This window comes from Rhodococcus sp. IEGM1428 (assembly GCF_050321865.1).
Lineage (GTDB): Bacteria > Actinomycetota > Actinomycetes > Mycobacteriales > Mycobacteriaceae > Rhodococcoides.
In genome coordinates this window covers 326,834-351,696 of record NZ_JBNQFW010000004.1, presented here as the reverse complement: position 1 = coordinate 351,696, position 24,863 = coordinate 326,834, and the positions used below count along the sequence as shown (strand labels likewise).

Annotated in this window: 24 protein-coding genes and 1 tRNA gene; 12 read left to right on the top strand and 13 right to left on the bottom strand. The window is 62.3% G+C overall.

The features are described 5' to 3' along the window. Positions 1-12: 12 nt before the first annotated feature. Positions 13-138: a hypothetical protein gene (locus ACQR3T_RS19885; RefSeq protein ID WP_254925408.1), complete on the bottom strand. Its 126-nt coding sequence runs from the start codon at positions 136-138 to the stop codon at positions 13-15. A 191-nt stretch (positions 139-329) separates the two neighbouring features. Then, on the bottom strand, positions 330-1,226 hold the full coding sequence (locus ACQR3T_RS19880; protein WP_094619972.1) for a LysR family transcriptional regulator: 897 nt from the start codon (positions 1,224-1,226) through the stop codon (positions 330-332). A 112-nt stretch (positions 1,227-1,338) separates the two neighbouring features. Between ACQR3T_RS19880 and ACQR3T_RS19875 the strand changes: the two genes are divergently transcribed. Together ACQR3T_RS19875 and ACQR3T_RS19870 are read left to right on the top strand one after the other, a co-directional pair. Continuing rightward, complete coding sequence (locus ACQR3T_RS19875) at positions 1,339-2,832, top strand: CoA-acylating methylmalonate-semialdehyde dehydrogenase (protein ID WP_032379117.1); 1,494 nt, start codon at positions 1,339-1,341, stop codon at positions 2,830-2,832. 16 nt (positions 2,833-2,848) lie between these two features. Further along, entirely contained in the window at positions 2,849-4,015 is a 1,167-nt protein-coding gene (locus ACQR3T_RS19870; RefSeq protein WP_428694593.1) for an iron-containing alcohol dehydrogenase, read from the top strand. Here ACQR3T_RS19870 and ACQR3T_RS19865 read toward each other — a convergent pair. After that, on the bottom strand, positions 4,012-5,421 hold the full coding sequence (locus ACQR3T_RS19865) for an amino acid permease (RefSeq protein ID WP_032379118.1): 1,410 nt from the start codon (positions 5,419-5,421) through the stop codon (positions 4,012-4,014). The two genes, ACQR3T_RS19870 and ACQR3T_RS19865, sit on opposite strands and share 4 nt — an antisense overlap. A gap of 128 nt (positions 5,422-5,549) precedes the next feature. On the opposite strand from ACQR3T_RS19865, the gene ACQR3T_RS19860 reads away from it, so the two are divergent. Genes ACQR3T_RS19860 through ACQR3T_RS19850 form a run of 3 tightly spaced genes read left to right on the top strand, consistent with a single transcriptional unit; the run spans position 5,550 to position 7,570 of the window. Then, positions 5,550-6,137, top strand: a complete 588-nt coding sequence (locus ACQR3T_RS19860; protein WP_032379119.1) for a winged helix-turn-helix domain-containing protein — start codon at positions 5,550-5,552, stop codon at positions 6,135-6,137. Between the two features lie 18 nt (positions 6,138-6,155). After that, complete coding sequence (locus tag ACQR3T_RS19855; RefSeq protein WP_032379120.1) at positions 6,156-7,097, top strand: NAD(P)/FAD-dependent oxidoreductase; 942 nt, start codon at positions 6,156-6,158, stop codon at positions 7,095-7,097. Positions 7,098-7,141: 44 nt separating this feature from the next. After that, on the top strand, positions 7,142-7,570 hold the full coding sequence (locus tag ACQR3T_RS19850; RefSeq protein ID WP_032379121.1) for a hypothetical protein: 429 nt from the start codon (positions 7,142-7,144) through the stop codon (positions 7,568-7,570). Here the strand turns inward: ACQR3T_RS19850 and ACQR3T_RS19845 are convergent. The 4 genes from ACQR3T_RS19845 to ACQR3T_RS19830 form a co-directional block, all read right to left on the bottom strand. Next, positions 7,567-8,241, bottom strand: a complete 675-nt coding sequence (locus ACQR3T_RS19845) for a nitroreductase (RefSeq protein WP_428694592.1) — start codon at positions 8,239-8,241, stop codon at positions 7,567-7,569. The genes ACQR3T_RS19850 and ACQR3T_RS19845 overlap by 4 nt on opposite strands. Positions 8,242-8,337: 96 nt before the next feature. Continuing rightward, positions 8,338-9,225, bottom strand: a complete 888-nt coding sequence (locus ACQR3T_RS19840; protein WP_428694591.1) for a MetQ/NlpA family ABC transporter substrate-binding protein — start codon at positions 9,223-9,225, stop codon at positions 8,338-8,340. 26 nt (positions 9,226-9,251) lie between these two features. Next, positions 9,252-9,869, bottom strand: a complete 618-nt coding sequence (locus tag ACQR3T_RS19835) for a methionine ABC transporter permease (protein ID WP_428694719.1) — start codon at positions 9,867-9,869, stop codon at positions 9,252-9,254. A gap of 83 nt (positions 9,870-9,952) precedes the next feature. After that, entirely contained in the window at positions 9,953-10,960 is a 1,008-nt protein-coding gene (locus tag ACQR3T_RS19830; RefSeq protein ID WP_428694590.1) for a methionine ABC transporter ATP-binding protein, read from the bottom strand. Between the two features lie 170 nt (positions 10,961-11,130). On the opposite strand from ACQR3T_RS19830, the gene ACQR3T_RS19825 reads away from it, so the two are divergent. Continuing rightward, a complete protein-coding gene (locus tag ACQR3T_RS19825) occupies positions 11,131-12,522 on the top strand; it encodes an LLM class flavin-dependent oxidoreductase (protein WP_428694589.1) in 1,392 nt (463 codons plus the stop codon). 121 nt (positions 12,523-12,643) lie between these two features. Here ACQR3T_RS19825 and ACQR3T_RS19820 read toward each other — a convergent pair whose 3' ends face one another. Beyond that, positions 12,644-13,387: a hypothetical protein gene (locus ACQR3T_RS19820; RefSeq protein ID WP_428694588.1), complete on the bottom strand. Its 744-nt coding sequence runs from the start codon at positions 13,385-13,387 to the stop codon at positions 12,644-12,646. Between the two features lie 43 nt (positions 13,388-13,430). On the opposite strand from ACQR3T_RS19820, the gene ACQR3T_RS19815 reads away from it, so the two are divergent. Then, a complete protein-coding gene (locus ACQR3T_RS19815) occupies positions 13,431-14,312 on the top strand; it encodes a hypothetical protein (RefSeq protein ID WP_428694587.1) in 882 nt (293 codons plus the stop codon). 535 nt (positions 14,313-14,847) lie between these two features. On the opposite strand, the gene ACQR3T_RS19810 is transcribed toward ACQR3T_RS19815, so the two are convergent. Both ACQR3T_RS19810 and ACQR3T_RS19805 read right to left on the bottom strand, forming a co-directional pair. Beyond that, positions 14,848-15,312, bottom strand: a complete 465-nt coding sequence (locus tag ACQR3T_RS19810) for a DUF4411 family protein (protein WP_428694586.1) — start codon at positions 15,310-15,312, stop codon at positions 14,848-14,850. Further along, positions 15,312-16,505 carry an XRE family transcriptional regulator gene (locus ACQR3T_RS19805; protein WP_428694585.1) on the bottom strand — a complete coding sequence of 398 codons (1,194 nt, stop codon included), beginning with the start codon at positions 16,503-16,505 and terminating at the stop codon, positions 15,312-15,314. The genes ACQR3T_RS19810 and ACQR3T_RS19805 overlap by 1 nt, the downstream gene beginning before the upstream one ends. 202 nt (positions 16,506-16,707) lie before the next feature. Between ACQR3T_RS19805 and ACQR3T_RS19800 the strand changes: the two genes are divergently transcribed. Beyond that, the gene (locus ACQR3T_RS19800) at positions 16,708-17,394 is read left to right on the top strand and encodes a hypothetical protein (protein WP_428694584.1); all 687 of its coding nucleotides are present in this window, start codon (positions 16,708-16,710) and stop codon (positions 17,392-17,394) included. 363 nt (positions 17,395-17,757) lie between these two features. Here ACQR3T_RS19800 and ACQR3T_RS19795 read toward each other — a convergent pair. From ACQR3T_RS19795 to ACQR3T_RS19785, 3 genes are all read right to left on the bottom strand, one after another. Next, positions 17,758-17,829, bottom strand: a tRNA-Val gene (locus tag ACQR3T_RS19795). 87 nt (positions 17,830-17,916) lie between these two features. Next, a complete protein-coding gene (locus ACQR3T_RS19790; RefSeq protein ID WP_032379128.1) occupies positions 17,917-18,378 on the bottom strand; it encodes a peroxiredoxin in 462 nt (153 codons plus the stop codon). 31 nt (positions 18,379-18,409) lie between these two features. Beyond that, the gene (locus ACQR3T_RS19785; RefSeq protein ID WP_032379129.1) at positions 18,410-18,832 is read right to left on the bottom strand and encodes a DUF3052 domain-containing protein; all 423 of its coding nucleotides are present in this window, start codon (positions 18,830-18,832) and stop codon (positions 18,410-18,412) included. Between the two features lie 258 nt (positions 18,833-19,090). Here ACQR3T_RS19785 and aceE point away from each other — a divergent pair, with 258 nt between their 5' ends. From aceE to acpM, 4 genes are all read left to right on the top strand, one after another. Beyond that, on the top strand, positions 19,091-21,910 hold the full coding sequence (gene aceE / locus ACQR3T_RS19780) for a pyruvate dehydrogenase (acetyl-transferring), homodimeric type (RefSeq protein ID WP_428694583.1): 2,820 nt from the start codon (positions 19,091-19,093) through the stop codon (positions 21,908-21,910). Between the two features lie 87 nt (positions 21,911-21,997). Beyond that, the gene (locus ACQR3T_RS19775; RefSeq protein WP_230592530.1) at positions 21,998-23,392 is read left to right on the top strand and encodes a PucR family transcriptional regulator; all 1,395 of its coding nucleotides are present in this window, start codon (positions 21,998-22,000) and stop codon (positions 23,390-23,392) included. A gap of 128 nt (positions 23,393-23,520) precedes the next feature. Then, positions 23,521-24,429, top strand: coding sequence for an ACP S-malonyltransferase (locus tag ACQR3T_RS19770; RefSeq protein ID WP_428694582.1), 909 nt, complete (start codon positions 23,521-23,523; stop codon positions 24,427-24,429). Between the two features lie 85 nt (positions 24,430-24,514). Continuing rightward, positions 24,515-24,859, top strand: a complete 345-nt coding sequence (gene acpM, locus ACQR3T_RS19765) for a meromycolate extension acyl carrier protein AcpM (RefSeq protein ID WP_052058428.1) — start codon at positions 24,515-24,517, stop codon at positions 24,857-24,859. Positions 24,860-24,863 lie beyond the last annotated feature (4 nt).

Sequence of the window (24,863 nt, the reverse complement as noted above, 5' to 3'; positions counted from 1 at the left end):
AGAACCGGTGTGTCAGGCCCAGCGCTGGCGGTATGCGCTCGCGAGTTGACGGTTGCGGAAGTCGATGTCGCTTCCGTCGTTGAGCAGGGCGATTGCCATTCCTACGAAGCCGACGGCTGCCATTACGAACATTGTCATGATTCCCCCAGAATCTCGAGTGGATCCGCAGTGCGGACTTGGCTGTACCCGATTGTTACCCGCCAGTAGGCCAATTCCTACTCGATTGAGGTGGCCGTCACGTGTGTCGGTCGTCACGAGACGCCCGTCTCATCGGAACGTCCAAAATCGAACGGCCACCGGCTATCTCGCGCTGTGCAGTTCTCCCGTAGTTACTGCGGCACAGGAAAGAGATGCTGCTCGTCGGTCACGACCGAGCGCAGAAATTCGTCGACGGCCTTCACCCGCGCCAAACCGGTCAGCTCTCGCGGCACCACGGTCCAATACGTCCGCTCGACCGAGACGACGCCGGGCAGCACCGACGTGAGCGCCACGTCCGGCTCGCCGATGTAGCTGGGCAACGGCGCAATTCCCACACCGGATCTCGCCGCGATCCACTGCCCGGTGATGTTGTTGGTCTGAATCTGCGCGCGCCCCTCGGGCAGGATCGAGTCCAGGATTCGCAGGGGCGCAACATCGAGCAGCGCATCGACGTACGAAATCAGCGTGTGGCCTCGGAGGTCGTCGACGGTGTGGATCGGCGACATCGCGGCGAGATACTCCTCGGCGGCATAGAGCTCGAGCGAGTACGTCGCCAACCTGCGCGTGACGACAAATCTCGGCGACGGCCGCTCCAGCGTGATGGCGATGTCGAATTCTCTTGTCGCCAAGGAGTTGTGCTCAGTGGCGGTGACCAACTCGATATCGAGATCAGGGTGCTTGTCCCGCAGTACGCCGAGTTTCGGTGTCAGGACGAAGGCTCCGAAGCCGTCCGGAGCCGCGATACGGACGGTGCCACGCAGCGATCCGGTGTCGGACGTCTGATCCTCGAACGCCGCGATGAGCGTCGACTCCACGGTTTCGGCGTATCCGACGAGCCGCCGCCCCGCCTCGGTCAATCGCCAACCCGACGGGGTTCGGTCGAAAAGCCGCTGTCCGGCCGACTTTTCGAGGGCCGTGATACGTCGACCGACGGTGGTGTGGTCCACGCCGAGAGTGCGAGACGCGTCGGTCAGGCGTCCCGTCCTCGACACTTCGAGAAAGTAGCGGAGGTGGTCTGGGTTGAACACTCGTCCAGCTTATCCCTCCGTGCATTTATGCACGGCAATCTGCGACTTTGGCCTTTGACATGTGCATCGATACCAGTGAGACTCGAGACACACCGATGGAAAGGATCGAACGTTGACCGACGTCATTGCGCACTGGATCGATGGCAAGACCTACTCCGGCAAGTCCGACCGGACTTCCCCCGTCACCAACCCCGCGACCGGCGAGGTCACCGGCACACTTGCCCTCGCCGACACGGGCGACGCTCGGGCGGTCATCGACGCTGCCGCCGCCGCATTCCCGGCGTGGCGCGACACCTCTCTGGCCAAGCGAACCTCCATCCTGTTCTCGTTTCGAGAGCTGCTGAACGCCAAGAAGAACGAGCTCGCCGAGATCATCACCGCCGAGCACGGAAAGGTTCTCTCCGATGCCCTCGGTGAGATCTCGCGTGGCCAGGAAGTCGTCGAATTCGCCTGCGGCATCGCGCATCTACTCAAGGGCGGGTACACCGAGAACGCGTCGACCGGGGTCGACGTCTACTCGATCCGTCAACCGCTCGGACCCGTCGGCATCATCTCGCCCTTCAACTTCCCCGCCATGGTCCCCATGTGGTTCTTCCCCATCGCCATCGCGGCCGGTAACACCGTGGTCCTCAAGCCCTCCGAGAAGGATCCCAGTGCCAGCATCTGGTTGGCGAAGCTGTGGGCCGAGGCGGGCCTGCCAGACGGCGTGTTCAACGTGCTGCAGGGCGACAAGGTGGCCGTCGACGAGCTGCTCGAGAACAAGAAGATCAAGTCGATCTCCTTCGTCGGTTCGACCCCCATCGCCCAATACGTGTACTCCACCGGCACCGCCAACGGAAAGCGCGTCCAGGCCCTCGGCGGTGCCAAGAACCACGCCGTCGTCCTCCCCGATGCAGATCTCGACCTCGCCGCCGACGCCATGGTCAACGCCGGCTTCGGCTCTGCAGGCGAACGATGCATGGCCATCTCCGCACTCGTCGCCGTCGGCAATATCGCCGACGAACTCGTGGCCAAGATCGCCGAACGCACCACGCCGCTGGTCACCGGCGACGGCACCCGCGGAGCAGACATGGGACCGCTCGTCACCAAAGCCCACCGAGACAAGGTTGCCTCCTACGTCGATGCAGGCGAAGCGGCCGGAGCCACTCTCGTCGTCGACGGCCGCGGCGTGAAGGCCGATGGCGGGGAGAACGGATTCTGGCTCGGCCCCACGCTCATCGACCACGTCACCCCCGAGATGAGCGTCTACACCGACGAGATCTTCGGACCGGTTCTCTCGGTCGTCCGCGTCGACACCTACGACGACGCGCTCGAGCTGATCAACGACAATCCCTACGGCAACGGCACCGCCATCTTCACCAACGACGGCGGCGCAGCACGACGCTTCCAGAACGAGGTGGAGGTCGGCATGGTCGGCATCAACGTGCCGATCCCGGTTCCCATGGCGTACTACAGCTTCGGTGGTTGGAAGAACTCCCTCTTCGGCGACAGCCACGCACACGGCACCGAAGGAGTGCACTTCTTCACCCGAGGAAAGGCCGTCACCAGCCGCTGGCTCGACCCCAGCCACGGCGGCATCAACCTCGGTTTCCCTGAAAACAGCTGAGCGGATGGAGCACACCATGGTTGCCAATATTTCGTTTCCTCGGTTTCTCAAGCTGGGCGGCGGTGCAGTCGAAGAGCTGGGCACGGTCCTGACCGACCTGAATGTCTCGCGTCCGTTGCTCGTCACCGATGCGTTCATGGCGGGCAACGGTTCTGCCGATCGCTTGATGCAGATCATGACCGAGGCCGGAAAGACGCCCGCACTGTTCTCGGGCACCGTCCCGGATCCGACCACCGACTCGTTGGTCGCCGGCCTCGACGCGGTGCAGCAGCATTCGGCCGACTCGATCATCGGGTTCGGTGGTGGCAGTCCCATGGACACGGCCAAGGCGCTTGCCATTCTTGCGGTGCAGGGCGGGACGATGCGGGACTTCAAAGCACCCGTACTCTCGACCGGCCCGGCCCTGCCGATCATCGCCATTCCCACCACGGCCGGAAGTGGTTCGGAGGCAACCCAGTTCACCATCATCACCGATGTTGCCTCGGACGAGAAGATGTTGTGCCCCGGCCTGTCCTTTCTGCCGATCGCATCGATCATCGACTTCGAGCTGACGATGTCGATGCCGGCACGCCTGACCGCCGATACCGGCGTCGACGCTCTGACGCATGCCATCGAGGCATACGTCAGCAAGAAGGCCAACCCCATCTCCGACGGTTTGGCGCTCAGCGCGATTCGCACGATCGGCGCGTCGTTGCTGCGGGCGTATCGAGACGGTGACGACAGACAAGCGCGGGAAGCGATGATGCACGCCTCGACCCAAGCGGGCATGGCGTTCTCCAACGCAAGCGTCTGTCTGGTGCACGGTATGAGCCGGCCGATCGGTGCCCATTTTCATGTGGCACACGGGCTGTCGAACGCAATGCTGTTGCCCGCCGTCACGGCGTTCTCGATCACGGGGGCTCCAGCTCGCTACGCCGACTGTGCTCGCGCGCTCGGTGCGGCATCGGAAAGCGATTCGGATCAGGTCGCCGGGGGCAAGTTGCAGGACGCGATCGTCACCCTCTGCCGTGAGGTCGAGGTTCCGACACCGGAAACGTTCGGGATCGACAAGTCGAAGTGGGACGACCTGTTGCCACTGATGGCCGAGCAGGCTCTCGCCTCCGGCAGCCCGGGTAACAATCCGGTCGTCCCGACGGCGGAGCAGATCGTCGATCTGTACCGCCAGGTGTACGCCGGGATCTAGGCCGAGTCACCGGGCACGCGGGCGGCCACAGTGTCGCGCCGCGTGTTTCGGCGTTGAACGAGGACGCCACCGATCACCGTCACTGCTGCAAGCACGGCCGACAGCAGAATCGAAGAACGCTGCTCCGGCCGCACCACCATCATCACCAGGACGAAGACGATGAACCCGATGGCCAAGTAGGTGAGCCACGGGTACAGCCACATTCGAACGGCAGGGCGTTCTCCGTCGCGGTCGAGTTGACGTCGCAGCACCAATTGACTGCTGGCGATGGCGAGGTAGACGAACAGTGCGACGGCACCGGTGGTTGCCAGCAGATAGGTGAAGAGCTTCTCGGGCAGGATGTAGTTACCGACAACGGCGAGGAACCCGAGCACCATCGACGCAATCACTGCGATCCACGGCACTCCGTTGGACGTGATCTTCTTGACCGCCCGAGGTGCATCCCCTCGATCACCGAGCGAATACAACATGCGCGACGCGGTGTAGAGCGCCGAATTCAGGCAGGACGCGACAGCGGTCAGGATGACGATGTCCATGATGGTCTCTGCATGGGGAATTCCCATCTTGGACAGCACGTACTGGTACGAGCCCGTTGCTGGATCCAGTTCGTTCCACGGCACCAACGCGACGATGATGAAGATCGACCCGAAGTAGAAGATCGAGATACGCCAGATCACCGAGTTCGTCGCGCGGGTGATTCCCTTCGCCGGGTCCTTGGATTCGGCGGCGGCAATGGTGACGATCTCCGATCCCATGAACGAGAACATCGTGGTGAGCATGGCGGCTATCACCGCGCCGAAGCCGAGCGGCATGAAGCCACCCGAAGCCCAGAGTTGGTCCACGCCACTGACTTCGGAGTTCGGCAGCCATCCCAGGATGGCTGCGATGCCGAGGCCGATGAAGGCGATGATGGCCACCACCTTCACCAGCGCGAACCAGAACTCGAATTCACCGTAGTTGCCGACGCTGATCAGATTGGTCGCGGTGAGGGCAACGACGATGATCAGGGCCCACATCCATTGCGCGCCGCCCAACCAGTTGGTCAGGATGGCGGCTGCGGCGGTCGCCTCGACGGGGATCACCAGTACCCAGAACCACCAATACAGCCAGCCGACGGAGAAGCCGGCCCAATGTCCCAGTGCGCGTGTGGCATACGTGGAGAACGATCCTGTGTCGGGGTTGGCGGTGGCCATTTCCCCGAGCATGCGCATCACCAGGATCACCAGGAGTCCGGCGAAGAAGTAGGCCAACAGCACCGCAGGTCCTGCGGTTGCGATGGCGTTGGCGGAGCCGACGAACAATCCGGCGCCGATCACTCCGGCTATCGAGATCATCGTTACGTGCCGCGGTTTGAGACTGGTGCCGAGTCCGTGCTCTCCGGTATCTGGCTTATCGGTAATTGCCATCCAGATAGTCCAATACAAGGTCCGGCATACCGCAGCGGGTGACCGAATTGTCCATACAACCGATGGTACAGAAGTTTCCGCGGATCACTCGGCAGAATTGACATCGTCTGGTCCGTGAAAGCAGGCTCATGATTTTCTCGGTCGCTGTTGCGCACGCCATCGCCGACGGTTCCGTTCGGCGCGTGTACCGACGATGGGCGAGCCCGAACGTGACGGTCGGATCCGTGCTGCGCTCGCCGTCGGGGATGATTCGCATCGACTCCGTCCGCGAGGTGGATCCCGCTGGTTTGACCGACGCGGAAGCACGTGCGGCAGGCGAAGGCAATCGTGCGCGCCTCGAGAAGTCCTTCTTCGGTCCCGCCGCCAATCCCACCTTTGTCATCGAAGTGTCCTACGTCGGCCCGGATCCGCGCGATGCTCTCGCTGACGACGATGCCGTCGACGACGAGGCAGCGAACACCCTTACCACCACCCTCGCGGGTATGGATTCGCGATCCGAAAGCGCCTGGACCAGAGCTACATTGATGGCAATAGTCGCCGATCCTGGACGTCGCGCAGCGGATCTTGCCGAACAGGCCGGCCTGGACACGAAAACGTTCAAGGCCCGAGTGCGTCGACTGAAGAACTTGGGTTTGACGCTCAGCCTCGAGACCGGATATCGAATTTCTCCACGCGGTGCCGCGTACCTTCGCCTCACCGACAACACGACGAACTGACCCCGGCATACTGGACCGATGAACTCCGAAGCGGGCTCCTCCACCGGTCCAGTCACCATTGTCGGTGCGGGTATTGCAGGCGCGGCATGTGCCCGGGTTCTCCACGACGCAGCCGTGCCGTTTCGCATCGTCGACAGAGGACGCGCTCCCGGCGGACGGATGTCCTCCCCCGAGTTGCACGGACGACGTGTCGATCTGGGTGCCGGCTACTTCACCGTTCGCGATCAGGAATTCTCGACGGTGGTAGCCGACTGGGAGTCGAGGGGCCTGGCGCGCCAGTGGGCCAACACGTTCGGCATTCTCAAGCCCGAGACGGCGCCGTGCACCACCACCGGCCCGGTTCGTTGGGCGACCCCGAACGGGCTTCGTTCTCTGGTACGAGACTTGCTGGGCAGCTTCGACATCGAGGGATCCTCCGAGTTGACCGATCTACCCGACGGCCACGTCGTGGTGGCGATGCCCGATCCTCAAGCGACGCGACTCACCGCAGTCCCCGACGCCGTCGAGTACGAACCGGTCATCGCGGTCGCGTGCGGATTCGAGGGGTTGAATGCGCCGTTCCGCGACGCGGCCTTCGTCAACGATCATCCCGATATCGCGTTCGTCGTCGACGACGGTGCCCGGCGGGGTGACGCTGCACCCGTGCTGGTGGTGCACACGACCTCGGAGCGTGCACAGCAGCATCTCGCCGATCCCGACGCGGTGATCGCACCGGTTCTCGACGCGCTGCGCGAACTGTCGGTCGTCTCCACGGCACCCAGCTGGACGCATGCTCATCGATGGACGTTCGCAAAGCCTGCGTCGCAGCACGATTCCACTTTTGCGCTCGAGCAGCGCGACGGACGACTCGTCGGGTTCGCCGGCGATCAATGGTGTGCGTCCGGAGCGCCCCGGGTGGAAAGCGCGTGGCGCTCGGGCACAGATGTCGGTACCGAGCTGGTTCGTCGTCTTCGGGGCTGACGTTTGCCCTGCGTTCGCCTAGGACGCCGATTAACATCTCCCCCGTGCTGTCCGTGAAGTCGTACCCACGCGAATACATCGATGCCTGCCGCGCTCGGTTGGATTCTCAGCTGGCCGCCTATCGTGGGGTCGCATCGAATCGAACGACGACCACCGACGTGGACAAGGCGTTCGACGTCGCATTCTTCAACAATCTCGTGCTGACGCTCGAGGTGTATTTCCTGCACCGGATGCGTGGGCAGGAGAAGAAGAACGGCAACCCGCTCAACGAGGTCCGCGTGCTCGCCGCGTCGATGACAGCGGCCGAGGACATCATGACCAGCGATCCGACCATAAACTTGGATCCTGCCAAGAGCATTCTGGGATACGCCGTCGGCGATCGAATCGCGCTCGACGAGGAGCGGTTCGTTGCGTTGGCCGACGCCTACTTCGCCGAGATCGAAGTCAAGTTCGGGCCACACCTTGCGCCCTAGCTGCTGACGAAGCTCACCGTCTCGTCCAAAGGCGCTCGGCTGGTGCGAAATCCGTTTATCGAGTGGGTCTCGTCCGGGTAGCCGAAGGAAATGCCGGCCACCACTCGCCTGGTGTCCGGGATGTCGAACCACTCGTGCAAAAACGGTGAGTAGGCGGCCAATGCTGCCTGCGCGATGGCTCCGAGACCGAGACTCTGGGCGGCAAGCAGGAACGTCTGCAGATACAACCCGCAATCGACCGCCCCGTACACACCCAGATCGGCATCGGTGGTGATGATGGCCGCGTGCGGGGCGTCGAACAGCTCGTAGTTGCGAATGAACTGACGCGTCGTCGCCTCGGTGTCGGACTTGACCACACCGATGCTCTCGTACAGTGCTCCGCCGCATTCGCGTCGCCGCGCGCGGTGCAGCGCGTTGTAGCTGGCCGGGAACGGAAAGTCCGGTTGCGGGACGCCGGATGCGACGTGCTCGACCAGTGCCTCGGAAAACTTCCGGGTGGCATCGCCCTCGGTGACGATGACCTGCCACGACTGAGTGTTCGACCACGATGGAGTGCGCTGAGCGGCCGCCAACAACTGCTCGAGCACTTCCCGAGATACCTGCTTCGGCAGGAACTGCCGGCACGAATATCTCTCGTCGAGTAGTTCTGTCAGCGCTTCGTACCGGGTCACGTCGTCCGCCTCGTGTCAGTGCTGTCGGGTGCGGATCGAAGGTAACACCACGGCCACGCCCGACGGTCATGCGCTGGACCGTCGGGCGGGCACTGCTCACTGCAGAGGAAGCAGGATGTCCTTCACCCGCGGGTCGGTCGCCAGAAATTCCTGCACCGCAGGGTCCTTGAACGCAGCGACGAGGTTCTTGATGTTGTCGGTATCTGCCCACCGGCTACCGATCGTGAGCTGTCCGGCAAACTCGTCCGGTGCCGGCGGTGCAAAGATCTGCTCCTCGACGGGGATGCCGGCCGCCAGGTAGTACTCGGTATAGCCCACTGCTGCATCGAGATCCGGCAATGCCCGTGACTGCGCAGCGAAGTCCAGCAGCGTGAACTTCAGGTTCTTCGGGTTTCCTACGATGTCCTTCTGCGTGGCCGTCGACTTGTCGACGGCGGGGTCGAGGGTGATCAGACCGGCCCGTTCGAGCACCCACAGACCCTGCGCTTCGTTGGCCGGATCGGAGTAGAGCGAGACCGTTGCGCCGTCCGGCAGTTGAGCTGGGTCGGAGTACTTGTCGGACCACAATCCGAAGCCCCACCGGAACACCGGGGTTGCGGCTTCTTCCTGGAAGTCGGGGTTGGATTCGAGTACCTGGCCGAGCCACAGCTTGTGCTGGTAGACCGTTGCCGCTACTTCCCCCTCGCTGACGGCGCGGTTGATGGTGTTGCTGTCTGCGAGTCCCCGGAACTCGACCGAGATGCCGTACTTGGGAGCGACCTGCTCTGCAACGAAATTCACGAGGGCCTGCTCGGACGCGTTCCCCTCGGCCGTGGCAACGACGAGCGTTGCGCCCTCGGTGTCGTTGGCCGATGCCGTGTCGCCGAAGAACGCGATGCGGACGATCACGGCGAGTGCGATCAGCAGCACGACGGCACCGATGATCCAGGGCGCTTTTCGACGGTTCTTCAGCTCGAAGCCGTGTGCTTCGGTGGACGTTGTCATGATGGATTGGACCTTTCGAATGCGGTTCAGGCAGTGCGCAAGGCGCGCTGGTGAGGTGCGGTGTAGCGAACAAGTGCATCGCCGACGAGCTGGACGGCGGCGACGGTGAGAATCAGAATGACGATCGTCGCGATCATGACGGTGTGATCGAATCGCTGATAGCCGTATGTGACTGCAACATAACCGATTCCGCCTGCACCGATGGTTCCGGCAATAGCCGAGTACTCGATCATGGCAATGACGTTGATCGTCAGTCCGCCGATGATCGACGGCACCGCCTCGGACAACTGAGTGGTGGTGACCTGCAGTGTGGAGCCACCCGACGCCCGCGCGACGTCGACCACCGACGTCGGAACCGAGCGCAGTGAGTTCTCGACGATGCGGGTGAAGAATGCAATGCCCGCCAACGACATCGGCACCACAGCGGCTGCGATACCGATGTTGGTTCCGGTGATCCATCGCGTGACCGGAACCAGTGCAGCCATCAAGATCAGAAACGGCAACGACCGACCGATACTGACGATCCAGCTGATCGGAGCATGGAGCACCGGGTTCTCGAACAACCCGCCATGGCCGAGGTTGAACAACACCGCACCGAGGGGCACACCGATGAGAACCACGATGAACATCACGATCCCGACCATCGTGAGCGTGTCGCCCAACGCTGGCAACAGCAGAGCCGGCAGCTCGTCTACCGGAACCTTGTTACCTGCCGCGAGTACTGCGATCACGACGCGACCTCCAGGATCGGCTGCTCGGTATTCGTAGATCCGGACAATCCGAGAGCCGTGAGCGCACCGGGGACGCGTGGACTCAAGTGGCCACCTATGCCGATCGACGCGCTGCCGACAGCCACTCCGGCCACTACCTGCACGGAGGCTCCCAACAGCGCGACGGGCGCACCGAGATCCTGGCCCAGCCGACCGATCCAGTCCTGCGGAACGTCGGGCGAATCGTAGGTCACGTTCCATTGCACGTCGCCGGCCGCTGCCTGGGCGTCGTCACGCCTGGGGCGCAGCTCGTTGCCGAGCGCCGACGTGTGGTCGGTCAGCAGATCGATGAGCTTCCCGGATTCGACGATGCGGCCGTGGTCGAGCCTGGCCACCGAGTCAGCAGCTCGCAGAACGGTATCCATTTCGTGGGTGATGAACACGATGGCGAGGTCGAGGTCGCGACGAAGTTCGCGCAGCAATTCGACCACCGATTCGGTGGTCTGCGGATCCAAGCCGGAGGTGGCTTCGTCCGACAGCAGCACCGACGGCCGAAGCGCCAATGCTCGCGCAATTCCCACTCGTTGACGCTGTCCGCCCGAGAGCTGAAACGGATAGCGAGTGGCTTTGTCGGACAGCCCTACTCGGTCGAGAAGCTCTCCCACACGCCTGGCCGTCTCGGCCTTCGTAACTCCGAGGAACTCCAGGGGCAAGGCGACGTTCTCCGCCACCGTTCGACGCGAGAGCAGGCTCGACGACTGAAACACCGTGCCGATGCGGCGCCGCGCGACTCGAAGTTGCTTGGCATTCAACTGCGCCAGGTCGTCCCCGTTGACGATCACCGAGCCCGAGGTAGGACGTGTCAGCAGGTTGATGCATTGAGCCAGTGTGCTTTTACCGGCACCACTGGGGCCGACGACGGCCAGGATCTCGCCGGACTGCACCGTGAAATCCAAGCGGTCGAGGACGACGGTTCTACCGTCCCCTGTCCCGTACGTCTTGGTCAATTGTGCTATTTCGATCATGCTCCGACGCTTCTTTCGCTGATGTGACTGCGCAACACTGAGGTATCGGAGCGCTGCTGACCAGCTATCGACTCATCACGATCCGAACTGTTCCCACCGACCTGGGTCGTCGGTAGCGTCGCACCGCTGTCGATATCGAAGACAGGTCGTTCCGCCGAAGGAGTTCCCCCGTGTCACGCGAGATTCGCTTCAATGCCTTCGACATGAATTGCGTCGCGCATCAGTCCCCAGGTCTGTGGCGTCATCCATTGGATCAGTCGTGGCGCTACAAGGAACTCGGCTACTGGACCGATCTGGCGAAGCTGTTGGAACGAGGCCTGTTCGACGGTTTGTTCATCGCCGACGTCCTCGGCACGTACGACGTGTACGGCGGGAACCACGACGCCGCCATCCGGCACGGTGCGCAGATTCCGGTGTCGGACCCACTCCTGCTCGTCAGCGCGCAGGCCGCCGTCACCGAGCATCTGGGCTTCGGCATCACTGCAGGTACCGGTTTCGAGCATCCGTATCCGTTCGCACGTCGGCTCTCCACGCTCGACCATCTGACCAACGGCCGCATCGGGTGGAACGTCGTCACCGGTTACCTGCCGTCAGCGGCCCAGAACATGGGACACGACGATCAGCTGAAACACGACGATCGCTACGACCACGCCGACGAGTACCTCGAGGTGCTCTACAAGTTGTGGGAGGCGTCGTGGGACGAGGACGCGGTGGTCCGCGATCGCGAGACCGGTGTGTTCACCGACCCAACCAAGGTGCATCGAATCAACCATCGCGGCAAGCACTTCACGGTCCCGGGCATCCATCTGGCCGAGCCGTCACCGCAGCGGACGCCGGTGATCTTCCAGGCCGGCGCGTCGCCGCGTGGCGTTCGGTTCGCGGCGCAGAATGCCGAAGCGATCTTCGTCGGCGCACCCACCAAGGAGATTCTGGCGCAGACGGTTTCGAATATCCGTCGAGCCCTGCGAGATGCCGGCCGCGATCCGTACTCGGCCCGGATCTATCAGCTACTCACCATCGTCACCGATGAGACATCCGAACTCGCCCATGCCAAGCACGACGAGTATCGGTCGTATGCCAGTGCCGAGGGTGCGTTGGTGTTCATGTCGGGCTGGATGGGCGTCGACCTGTCGCGGTATGCGCTCGACGAGCCACTCGGCAATGTCGAGAGCAACGCGATTCAGTCGTTCGTCGCGTCGTTCCAGTCGATCGGGGCCGACGGCAAGGAATGGACGGTGCGCGATATCGCCGAGTGGGGCGGCATCGGTGGTGCCGGTCCGCGCATCATCGGCTCCCCCGGCGAAGTCGCAGACCAATTGCAGGAGTGGGTGGACGAGACCGACGTCGACGGATTCAATCTTGCCTACGCCATCACCCCGGGGACATTCGAGGATGTAGTTCGGTTCGTCGTTCCAGAATTGCAGCGGCGGGGTGTCTATCGCACCGAGTACACACCGGGCACATTGCGTCACAAGCTCTTCGGCAAGGGTGATCGACTGCCCGAGGAACACCGGGCGCAGCAGATCGTGCGAGAGGTTCGGGCGGGCCGCGCGGACGCCTGACCCTGGCCGAACGCGGTCCTCAATTGCCTCCGGACTCGAACGCGTCGGGATGTGCACATCGGGGGCTGCGGGCAGAGACTCAGACCGAGGAACGAGGGGTGGAGGCGAACTACGGGAGGATCTAGCGTGTGAAAGACCTCCGCAGATCTCGCAAGACGTCGCCGAAGGGCACGAATCTGTATACCGATTCGGTCGAAGCTTCCACCACGGCGCGAGCAATTGCTGCCCTGTCCAGCGATGCCGTGATCAACTTCATCGGACGCGACTGGTCTTTGAACCAACTCGAGACCGTGATCTCTCCGTCACCGTCGTACAGGAACTGCACTACAAAGTAGTCGTTGGGGTTCATCATCACCGGGAGAATGTCAACGTAGAGCGAACCCGCCGCTCCATCCGAAAGACGTTCGATCATGTCGGGCACAGACTCTTCGACGACGAATAAATTCAGAGCCTTCGCAGAGTCACCGCGCTTGACCACGATGTTCTTGCGGAAGTCTTTAGCTTCAATCGACTTGTTCCCAGTATTCATGAACCCGATGGTGACCACTCGGGGTGCCTCAAGGGTGCGCGACCTGAACATGATCTCAAGGCCTTCTACACCGGGCGCGTTATGCGACAGCAGAGCAATGTCGGCAATAACGTCGTAGTCCAACGTGTGGCGAGGTCTATTCTTCCGGTAGATAGTGATGGCGATAGTTGCAGCGATGACGATGCCAGCCACTGCGACGCCTGTAGCAACTACTGGCCACCACTGTTCGATCCACGTCCTGTCTTCCACCGGGAAGACGATAGTGCCAACCTGAGGATGTTCAGCACCAGCACACTCACCGTGGACAGCGTTCAGCCGATTGAATGGCTGTTCCACCTACCGATGCTGCAGCGTCGGCCACGGCTGGTTCAATGCTGTGATGGGTGACAAGAAGAAGCGAACCTGGCGTGACAGCCTCGGGTTCTGCATTGGATGTGGTGTCGGACTAGTTGCGTTCTACGTACTTCTGACTATTGGGCACTACTACAATGATGGCTGGGGGCCAGATCAGTGGGGACCGGTGGCTTCGTGGGTGTCAGGCCTTGCGACATCCTTTGCAGTGGGCGTGGCGCTGTATCAAACCAAGTTGGCGCGAGATGACGCCGAACAAGCAAAAGCCGGTGCCTTCGAGGCTACGCGACGGGACGATCAACGCCGCGAACAAGACCTAGCTGCAGCAGATGCCCGCCTTCAAGAAGAACGAGAACGCCATGCTGTCGAGATAGAGAATTCCAAGCGGCAGTTCGTCGAGAACGAACGGCTACATCGAGAACAACTGCAAGCACAAAATGACGCCAACGCTCGTGCTGAACAACTGCTCGCAGTACGTGAGATCTCCGTAGCATTAAACCGTATACACACCAGGACTTTGCAGTTCACGAATAGGTTCAGATTCGAGACCGAACAAAATATAGCCTTCGACAGAATGCACACAGATCGCTGGGCTTGGTCAAGTGAGATGACAACCCAGTCGATAGCGATCCAAATGGCACGAATAGGTGTTACGGATCTTGAGTTGCAAAAAAATATCGAGCGAGCCCTACGGGAGGCAAAGGCCATAACCGATGGTCTTAGCGTTTCAGTGCCTGAGGAAATCGACTGGAACGCTTCAGACACACTTATTAAAGACCTAATTGGTACGACCAGGGTAATTACGAGCTGGACTATTGCGACCATGCAGCCTTCCTTTTTACAAGCGCTGCGAGCCATTGCCGAGTCTGAAAGCTCACCAAACCAAACAGACCCTCCCGGCATGGCGTAATCAGCCAGAAAATTAGCTACTCACCGTAAAGAATGTTAAACACATGCGAGGTGTTCACATGTCAGGATAAACCTGCTGATTGATCTCGACATTCTCCTGTTTTTACCTACCTTACTGATCTTATTAATTCAGAATAGGATGCGAGAAAGGTAGCGATAGACAACCATGGCCGCTTTTTGTAACTGCGTGAACAAATGCCACCCCTCTTTACTAGCCTGTCTATGCAATCCCCGCACCAACCAGCCCTATGCGCTGATCGCTGCTGCAACGAGTTACAGAACACTTGTGCCAAAACGGGACAACAACTCACTGTCGGGTGGGTCGAACCAGGGCCTATGACCCCTTTGAACAGTATGGGCGCAGAGGGGTTCGAACCCCCGACCGCTAGTGTATAAATGGCATCTCAACCGTCAAGAGCGTTCCGAGCTGTCTGATAGCTCCAGTTCAAGACCGGTTAGGTGTTTACAGTTTCCAGTGTGTGCCGTGCCGAATCATTGCGTCTTGACACACTGGCGGCACACCAGCGGGGGTTCTGTCAGAACGTCCAGCGCTGCGATTCGATAAAGCCCATCAGATTAAGAACCGGAATGCCTAGCGAGTCACACACGTCGGGGATCCGCGGCTTCGAGAGGTTGCCAGATCGCGTTTCCTCCGAGACGACGACCCCATTCCGAGCCATTGCGAGCGCGATTACGAACGGGTCACCGCCGCTGCGCTTACCCCCGGCCCTGACAAGGTCAGGGTGCGCCCTCAGAATTGCCGTGGCGGCAATCTGGACGTCGTCCTCTATCGGCACGAACAGGCCGCTCTGCTGGTCCGCCCATTTCTTGGCGTCATCGTCTCGCTTGGACAGCTCGTTCTTCACTTCGTCTATTGCACGGATTTCGCCGTTGGCAATGCTCTCCTCGATCTGCTCCCACGGCCGAATGAACACCGTCGGACGAAATAGATCGCGACGGCCGTTCAAAATCGAGCTGGTATCGAACGAATAGGGCGTCATCAGCCCACCTCACGTAACGCGGCATTCTCAGCCAGCTTCGCGATCTGGCCGACCTTCGCGTTCAAGTAGATCGCAGCAGTGTTGCTGTCGATCACACGTCGCCTGTGCGCATCCGTCACCGCGCGGACGTAACCCTTACCCAAGTCACGAACTGTGTTGCGGTACCAGTTTCCGCCTTGCGGACGCCCCGAATCGTCCTTCTCGTATGCGGCCTCGAACTCGTCGCGCCGACGTTCGTAGTACGACACAGGAACGATCCCCAACGTACTGAGCCGTCGCAAGAACGCTTCGGCGCTCACACCGAACGGTGCAGCCGCCTGCCTGAGCGCCACGTAATCCCACGCCTCGGGCGTCGAGTCCCGTGCGATCACTTCGGGCCTACGGCGCACCTGATCCTCCGGCATGAGGATCATGGCGGCGATGGCGTTACACCGCGCCTCCAGACTCCGGTTCGGCGTCATCGCCTTCGCATCGGACGTCGTATCGCACAAGCCTTCAGTGTGCAGCGCCAGGTGCGCGAACTCGTGCAGCAGAGAGAACAACCGACCCCGTGGGGCGTCGGCTCCATTAAGAACGATCACCGGAAGCACGTCGAAGTACAACGAAAAGGCTCGCATCTCCTCGCGTGAGACTCTTCCGCCTTTGGTGTTCAGGACGAGAACCCCCGCCGCCTCGACAGCTGCGACCCACGCGTTGAGGAACTCGTACGGCGTGCCGGAGGCTCCGGGAAGCGGTAGAGGACCGATGTCGAGAAGCGCTAGACGACTACGAGCGGCAACATCGACATCGCTGTCGGACCCCGCGATAGGTATCCGCCAGGTGAGTGGGAGTTCCCTGTCTTCGGTTTCCGCCAGTTCGACAGCAAAGTCCCGCTGCGTGTGCCCGCGGCGGTACTCGTCGTGCAACGCCGGTGACCACTCGCCCTCAACTGAACCAGCGATCCTTCGGAAGTCACGCAGTGTGTCGAACTCCGCAGGGGGTTCCGACAGGAAAAACACTGCGAGCGAACGGCGGTAGACCTCCGATGCCTTGCGAAGCTGTGCAATCGAAGGTGTGGCCGTGCCGTCCTCCCACGCCGATACACGGTCGTCCGAAAGACCTAGTTTTCTGGACGCTGCCAGCTGCGACAGACCGCAAGATTCCCGAGCCCACCGAAGCACGGAGACTTCGACGGGAGCGGCGATCGAGGGCATACCCGAGATAATGCACGAAGTTTCCCGCCGATGATAGGGAGGCATCGGGCACGGGATGATCCGGCCCCGTTCGCCCGAGTATCCCTCAAGCCTCCTGCCCATGGGACAGTCACAACTCGGATCGATGATCACACGTCGCTGATCGTGCCAGGCGTACCGTCCAGTTGACATGCAACATTAGCCCTCGAATTGGGGAGTCGGTATGCCGCAGATCAGCTTTACCGGAGGCGTGGCATCGCGCCACTATCTCGCGACTCAGCATCTGTGGACCGCGCAGCATGCCGCACGATTGTGCGGTGAGGTCGAGTTGTCATTGCTGGACTCGGACAGTGGCTATCCAGCAGAGCACCGAGCACATGCGCTGACAGCCGTGTTGTCGTCGGTGGCGTTCCTTGAATGCCTCGTGAATCAGGTTTTCCAGGACGTGGCAGACACTGCCCCAGACACCGCGAACTCCCGTATCGACGGCATTTCCGAGGCCGCGCAAGACACCATGCGAGTTTTGTGGACAGAGGCGAAGCTAGATGGGAAGCTATCCGTCCTCGACAAGTACCAGCTTGCTCTCACGTGCATCGGAAAGCCGAGATTCGCGTCGGGTCGGGACCCATTTCAGAGCGGTGATCTGCTGATCAAGCTGCGCAACACACTGGTGCATTTCAAACCTGAGTGGCACGACCACGCGAACGAGCACAAGTTTGAGAAGCAACTGAAGGGCAGGTTTGTGGACTGCCAGCTACCGGGTGACCCGTGGTTCCCCAACAAGTGTCTTGGCGCTGGTTGCGCGTCGTGGGCGTGCGACACTGCCGTCGCTCTCGCAGACGATTGGTGGAACCAATTGGGTCTGTCATTCGACTGCCGAGCAGATTTGCAAAATTGGGGCAGCCCTTAGGGACTCATTCGTAAGGCAGATGCACGGCGAACGATCCCGGTGCATCACCGCATCGAATCGCGACTCGGACCATGGACCGGTGTAGCTCACCTCACGGAGTCGAGCGTCGTGCACATCGGCGTTCGGGCAATGGCTTGGTGTTTCGAGGCCGTCATCGTTGAGCTTGATTGCTGTGTCGTAGTCCGGCGGCCGCCTATCCCACGCCCGCACAACCTCAGATTCCTGAGCCGACACTCTTCAATGAATGAACGAAGTGAGCATCGTTGCGCCCCGAAGTGGTTGTTCGGCACGCTACCGGCACAATGCGGGGTTGTTCAGACAGAGTGAGTAGGTCTCCAGACTGCTGAGCCACGGAAATCGTTGTGGGCGCAGAGGGGTTCGAACCCCCGACCGCTGGTGTGTAAAACCAGAGCTCTACCGCTGAGCTATACGCCCGAGTACCGGTGGCCTGGGGACAACCCCGGGCCACCGGAACGCTTGGAGAAATTTATCGTGTCTGATCTCTAACTACAATTCCGCAGGTCAGCTCACCTGTGCGAGCGCCTCGGACCACGATGAACTGTCTCGGGCTTCCCCAGGTCCGTTCATTTCGGCGAATCTGATGATTCCGGACTTGTCGACGACGAACGTTCCGCGATTGGCGAATCCTGCGCTGTCGTTGAACACGCCGTACGCCTGAGCCACTTCACCGTGTGGCCAGAAGTCGGACAGCAGCGGAAAGGTGTAACCCTGTTCTGCAGCCCAGATCTTGTGGGTCGGAGGCGGACCCACCGAGATCGCCAGGATCGCGGTGTCGTCGTTCTCGAACGTCGGTAGCTCGTCGCGCACTTTGCACAGCTCGCCCTGGCACGTACCGGTGAAAGCCAGTGGATAGAACACGAGCAGAACGTTTTTCACGTTCCTGTACGACGACAACGTGACCAGTTGGTTGTTCTGGTCCTTGAGGGTGAAGTCGGGCGCAACCGCGCCAACCTCGATCGGCATCTAGAACCGTCTTCCTGTGTCGAGCATCGGCCTACCGCTTGGTGGCAGGAGTCTTGGGCTGAACCAATCGACTTCCGATCCAATCGCCGAGATTTGCCGCAGAGGTCTGCGTCAATCCTGCGGTCGGGGCGGATTCGGCAATCTCGCTGGGTTCGACATGACCGGACATGCCGGTCTTGGGGCTGAGGACCCACACGATGCCATCGTCCGAGAGCGGACCGATCGCATCCATGAGTGCATCGACCAGGTCACCGTCTCCGTCGCGCCACCACAGCAGCACAACATCGATCACCTCGTCGGAATCCTCGTCGAGGGTCTCCCCACCGATCGCATCTTCTACGTCGGCGCGCAGATCATCGTCGGTGTCCTCGTCCCAGCCCAGCTCCTGTACGACCATGTCGCGAGTTATGCCAAGTTTCTGAGCGTAGTTCTGAGCGTCCGCCGCGGCGACCACGGTGGTGACCTCCTTGAATTGTGGGTGCAGTAGACAAAGCGAACAGTGTTGAAGCCGTTCGCGCAAGCTGACCGCGCCGAAATTGAGTACATAAATTTCTACTGGTGGGTATTGGACCTCTGTACTACCAGAACCAACAAGATGTAGCAGGATTGGGGAGGAATCACGAGAACGAGGAAAGTAGACCGCCGTCACAGGGGCGGGTCTACCGGGACCGGGCGCCACACCGAGCGTCCGCCACATTGAGGAGTGCACACGTTGTCCGAAGTGAACAGCGGCGAACGGCAGAACACATCGTCTGCAGGCAAGAAGGGCTCGGACGGCCGGGTCCGCGTCATCCGTGAGGGTGTCGCGTCGTACCTGCCCGATATCGACAACGACGAGACCAACGAGTGGATCGAATCGTTCGACGGCTTGTTGGAGAGGTCCGGCCCCAACCGCGCTCGCTACCTGATGCTCAGGTTGCTCGAGCGCGCCGGTGAGCGCCGGGTTGCGCTGCCGTCCTTGACGTCTACGGATTACGTCAACACGATCCCCACCGAGAACGAGCCGTGGTTTCCCGGCGACGAGTCGATGGAACGCCGCTACCGTGCCTGGATCCGCTGGAACGCGGCCATCATGGTGCACCGCGCGCAGCGTCCCGGCGTCGGCGTCGGCGGACATATCTCCACGTACGCGTCCTCCGCAGCGCTCTACGAGGTCGGCTTCAACCACTTCTTCCGCGGCAAGGATCACCCGGGCGGCGGCGACCACATCTTCATTCAGGGTCACGCCTCCCCCGGCATCTATGCCCGCGCCTTCCTCGAGGGCCGCATCCCGGCCGAGCGCATGGACGGCTTCCGTCAGGAGGCCAGCCACGAGACCGAGGGCGGCGGACTGCCGTCGTACCCGCACCCGCGTCTGATGCAGGATTTCTGGGAGTTCCCGACGGTGTCGATGGGCCTCGGCCCGATGAACGCCATCTACCAGGCGCGCTTCAATCACTACCTCAACGACCGCGGGATCAAGGACACCTCCGATCAGCACGTGTGGGCGTACCTCGGCGACGGCGAGATGGACGAGCCGGAGTCGCGCGGACTCGCGCACGTGGCCGCTACCGAAGGCCTCGACAATCTGACGTTCGTCGTCAACTGCAACCTGCAGCGCCTCGACGGCCCGGTCCGCGGCAACGGCAAGATCATCCAGGAACTGGAGTCGTTCTTCCGCGGAGCCGGCTGGAACGTCATCAAGGTCGTCTGGGGCCGCGAGTGGGACTCGCTGCTGCACAAGGACCGCGACGGCGCGCTCGTCAACCTCATGAACACCACCCCCGACGGTGACTTCCAGACGTACAAGGCCAACGACGGCAGCTACGTCCGCGACAACTTCTTCGGCCGCGATCCCCGCACCAAAGAGCTCGTAGCGGATCTGTCCGACGCCGAGATCTGGAATCTCAAGCGCGGCGGCCACGACTACCGCAAGGTGCACGCTGCCTACGCGGCAGCGATGGCACACAAGGGCCAGCCGACGGTCATCCTGGCGCACACCATCAAGGGCTACACCCTCGGCAAGCACTTCGAGGGTCGCAATGCCACGCACCAGATGAAGAAGCTGACGCTCGACGATCTGAAGACGTTCCGCGACATTCAGCACATCCCGATCTCCGACGAGGAGCTCGAGAAGGATCCCTACATGCCGCCGTACTACCACCCCGGTGCGGACGCTCCCGAGATCCAGTACATGCTCGATCGGCGTGCCAAGCTCGGCGGATTTGTCCCTGAGCGGCGCGTCGACGTCAAGCCGCTCCCGCAGCCGAGCGACGACACGTACAAGACGCTCCGCAAGGGCTCGGGCAAGCAGGAAGTCGCCACCACCATGGCGCTCGTGCGCGTCATGAAAGAGCTGTTGCGAGACAAGGAGATCGGCCACCGAATCGTGCCGATCATCCCCGACGAGGCCCGCACGTTCGGCATGGACTCGTGGTTCCCGTCGCTGAAGATCTACAACCGCAACGGCCAGCTGTACACCTCGGTGGACTCGGAGCTGATGCTCGCCTACAAGGAGAGCTCGGTCGGTCAGATCCTGCACGAGGGCATCAACGAGGCCGGCTCGACATCGTCGTTCACCGCGGTCGGTACCTCGTACGCCACGCACGGCGAGGTCATGATCCCGCTGTACATCTTCTACTCGATGTTCGGTTTCCAGCGCACCGGCGACGGCCTGTGGGCTGCCGCGGACCAGATGGCTCGTGGATTCGTCCTCGGTGCCACCGCCGGCCGCACCACCCTCACCGGTGAGGGTCTCCAGCACGCCGACGGTCATTCGCTGCTACTGGCGTCGACCAACCCGGCGGCCGTGGCCTACGACCCGGCGTTCTCGTACGAGATCGCGCACATCGTCAAGGACGGTCTGCGACGGATGTACGGCGGCACCGAAGGTGTCGAGGGCTTCGGCGGCGAGAACATCTTCTACTACATCACCCTGTACAACGAGCCGTACGTGCAGCCGGCCGAGCCGGAGAACCTCGACGTCGAGGGCTTGCTCAAGGGCATCTACCGGTTCGCTGCTCCGCAGGAAGGCGACGGACCCGAGGCGCAGTTGCTGGCGTCGGGCGTCGGCATGGTCTCGGCCCGGAAGGCCCGAGAGTTGCTGTTCGAGGAGTGGGGCGTGCGCTCGGCCGTCTGGTCGGTGACGTCCTGGGGCGAACTGCGCCGCGACGGCGTCGACGCCGAGCGGGAGTCGCTGCGCAATCCCGGTGCAGACAAGCGCGTTCCGTTCGTCACCTCCGCGCTCGCCGACGCCAACGGCCCGGTCGTCGCGTCCTCGGATTGGATGCGTGCAGTGCCGGACCAGATTCGCCAGTGGGTTCCGGGCGATTACGTCACCCTCGGCACCGACGGCTTCGGGTTCTCCGATACCCGTCCGGCCGCGCGTCGGGTGTTCAACGTCGACGCCGAGTCGATCGTCGTCGCCACGCTGTCCGCCCTTGCCGCATCCGGTGAGATCGACAAGTCCAAGGCCGTCGAGGCCGCGGAGAAGTACAAGATCGACGACGTCACTGCAGCTCCGACGTCGTTCGCCGACACCGGTTCGGCGTAGGTTCCAAGGCTGTTCGGCCGACCCCCGTCCCACGTCGCGATGCATGTCCGTCGCGATAGGGGCGGGGGTCGGGCGTAGGTTCTCCTTATGTCCGATGCGAAACCCGACCCACCGGGCAGCGCGTCCGCACGCGATGTGTCCCGACGCGACGCCTATCGCGAAGCGTTGCGCGATTCGTTGACTCGCGATTCCCTGACGTCGGACAACGAGGTGCACCTTCCGGTCGCCTCACTGGCACCCTCCCGCCAGAAGCGCGATCCTCTGCCCGACGCCCTTCTGCGACGGGTCAAACAGTTCTCCGGCCGACTCTCGACCGAGGCCGTGACGACGATGCAGGGCCAGCTGCCGTTCTTCGGCGATCTGGATGCGGCCCAACGTGCGAGCGTGCAGTTGTTGATTCAGACAGCCGTCGACAACTTTCTCGAGTGGCTGAAGAATCCCCACAGCGACATTCGCTTCTCTCTCGATGCCTTTCAGGTCATCCCCCAAGACCTCGCCCGACGCCTCACTCTGCGCCAAACAGTCGACATGGTCCGCGTGGCGATGGAGTTCTTCGAGCAGTGGCTTCCGGCTCTGGCACGCAACGATCAGCAGTTGGTGGCTTTGACCGAGGCCGTGTTGCGGTACGGACGCGAGCTCGGCTTCGCGGCCGCATCGGTCTACGCCAGCGCCGCCGAGTCCCGTGGAGCCTGGGACACCCGCCTCGAAGCCCTCGTGGTCGACGCCGTCGTGCGCGGAGACACCGGCTCGGACATGCTGTCCCGCGCCGCCACGTTGAACTGGGACGCCACCGCGCCCGCCACTGTGCTGGTCGGCACTCCCCCGGACGATCGGGGTGTGTCCGTCGTCGGAACCGTGCACGCGGTGGCGCAGAAGCACGGGCGCGCAGCACTGGCCGTTGTTCAGGGGACGCGGTTGGTCATGGTGGTCAGCGGCCAGATCACCGATTCGTCTGCCCACCACGCATTCATCGACGACATGCTGCAGAACTTCTCCGACGGGCCCGTCGTCATCGGTCCCACCACCCGCACTCTGGGAGCGGCGCACTCGAGCGCCCTCGAGGCGTTCGCCGGGATGCAGGCCGTGGCTGGTTGGCGAGGCGCACCGCGTCCGGTGCATGCGGGCGAGCTGCTACCCGAGCGTGCGCTGCTGAACGACGGTGCGGCGATATCGGCGCTGAACGATCATGTGGTCGTTCCGTTGGCTGCGGCGGGTTCCGGATTGGCCGACACGCTCGACGCCTATCTGGACTGCGGCGGCGCGGTCGAAACCTGCGCACGGCAGCTGTTTGTTCATCCAAATACCGTCCGTTATCGCCTCAAGCGCATTGCCGAGGTAACCGGGCGCGATCCCACCAACCCGCGCGATGCGTACGTGCTCCGAGTTGCAGCAACAGTAGGAAGGTTGGCTCGAACCCATCACGAACCGCCCCATCCTGCCCCATTTGTCACACAGGTCACATTCGGAGAAGTAGTCACGTAACGAGCAACCACCCTCCGGCGATAGCGGATCCCCACGAGGCAATTTGTAGGGTTCCCACAAATTGCTTGTCGAGAGTTCATCGAGCGCGACATCACTCGGACGGGCCCCGACAGTGTTCTCTTAACCCTGTGATTGCGTTGCTTGCGCCCGGTCAGGGCTCCCAGACTCCCGGCATGCTGCTGCCTTGGCTCGAATTGCCGGGTGCGGCAGACCGCCTCGCACTGTGGTCGAAGGCTTCCGGCCTGGACCTCGTTCGCCTCGGCACCACGGCCACAGCCGACGAGATCACCGATACCGCGGTGACACAGCCGCTGGTCGTGGCGTCCGCTTTGCTCGCTTTCGAGGAGATCGCAGCCCGCGGCCTGTTCCCCGAGGATGCCGTCATCGCCGGACACTCCGTGGGCGAGCTTGCTGCCGCGGCCATCGCCGGCGTCATCTCCTCCGACGACGCAGTCTCCCTCGCCGCGGTCCGTGGCGCTGCTATGGCCAAGGCCTGCGCGCTCGAACCGACCGGCATGTCTGCCGTCCTGGGCGGCGACGAGGCCGCCGTGCTCGCCCGACTCGAAGAACTCGACCTCGCCCCGGCCAACGTCAACGCCGCCGGACAGATCGTCGCAGCCGGACTGCTGACCAAGCTCGCCGAGCTGGCCGAGAGCGCGCCCGAGAAGGCCCGGGTTCGCGCACTGCCGGTCGCAGGCGCGTTCCACACCAAATACATGGCGTCGGCGGGCGACACCGTTGCCGCGGCCGCTGCTGCCATCACGCCATCGGAGCCGTCGCGGACGCTGTTGTCCAACTCGGACGGTCAGCCGGTCACCTCGGGTGCCGACGCACTGAACAAACTTGCCGCTCAGGTCACTCGCCCCGTGCGATGGGATCTGTGCAACGCCTACCTGCGCACCGCGCAGGTCACCGGACTTGTGGAACTGCCCCCGTCAGGCGCACTGGTCGGCATCGCCAAGCGTGAACTGCGCGGCGTCGCCAACCTCGGCCTGAAGACACCGGCGGACATTTCCGCACTGGCCGAGCTCGGATAGCTCGGCAACCACACCGCAGTCTCAGCACTGCGGATCTACTTCCACTCCCCGAGTGGCAGAAATGCACAACCGCGTCTCGAAGCACATGACTTCGGCGTTCGACACAGAAGAGAAGGGACCCACAACAGTGGCCAGCCAGGAAGACCTCATCGCCGGACTTGCAGAGATCATCGAAGAGGTCACGGGCATCGAACCGTCCGAGGTGACCATCGAGAAGTCCTTCGTGGACGACCTCGACATCGACTCGCTCTCCATGGTCGAGATCGCAGTGCAGACCGAGGACAAGTACGGCGTGAAGATCCCCGACGAGGACCTCGCAGGTCTGCGCACCGTCGGTGACGCCGTCAACTACATCCAGAAGCTCGAAGCGGAGAACCCCGAAGCCGCAGAAGCTATCAAGGCCAAGCTCGACGACTCCGCGAGCGAGTGACAGG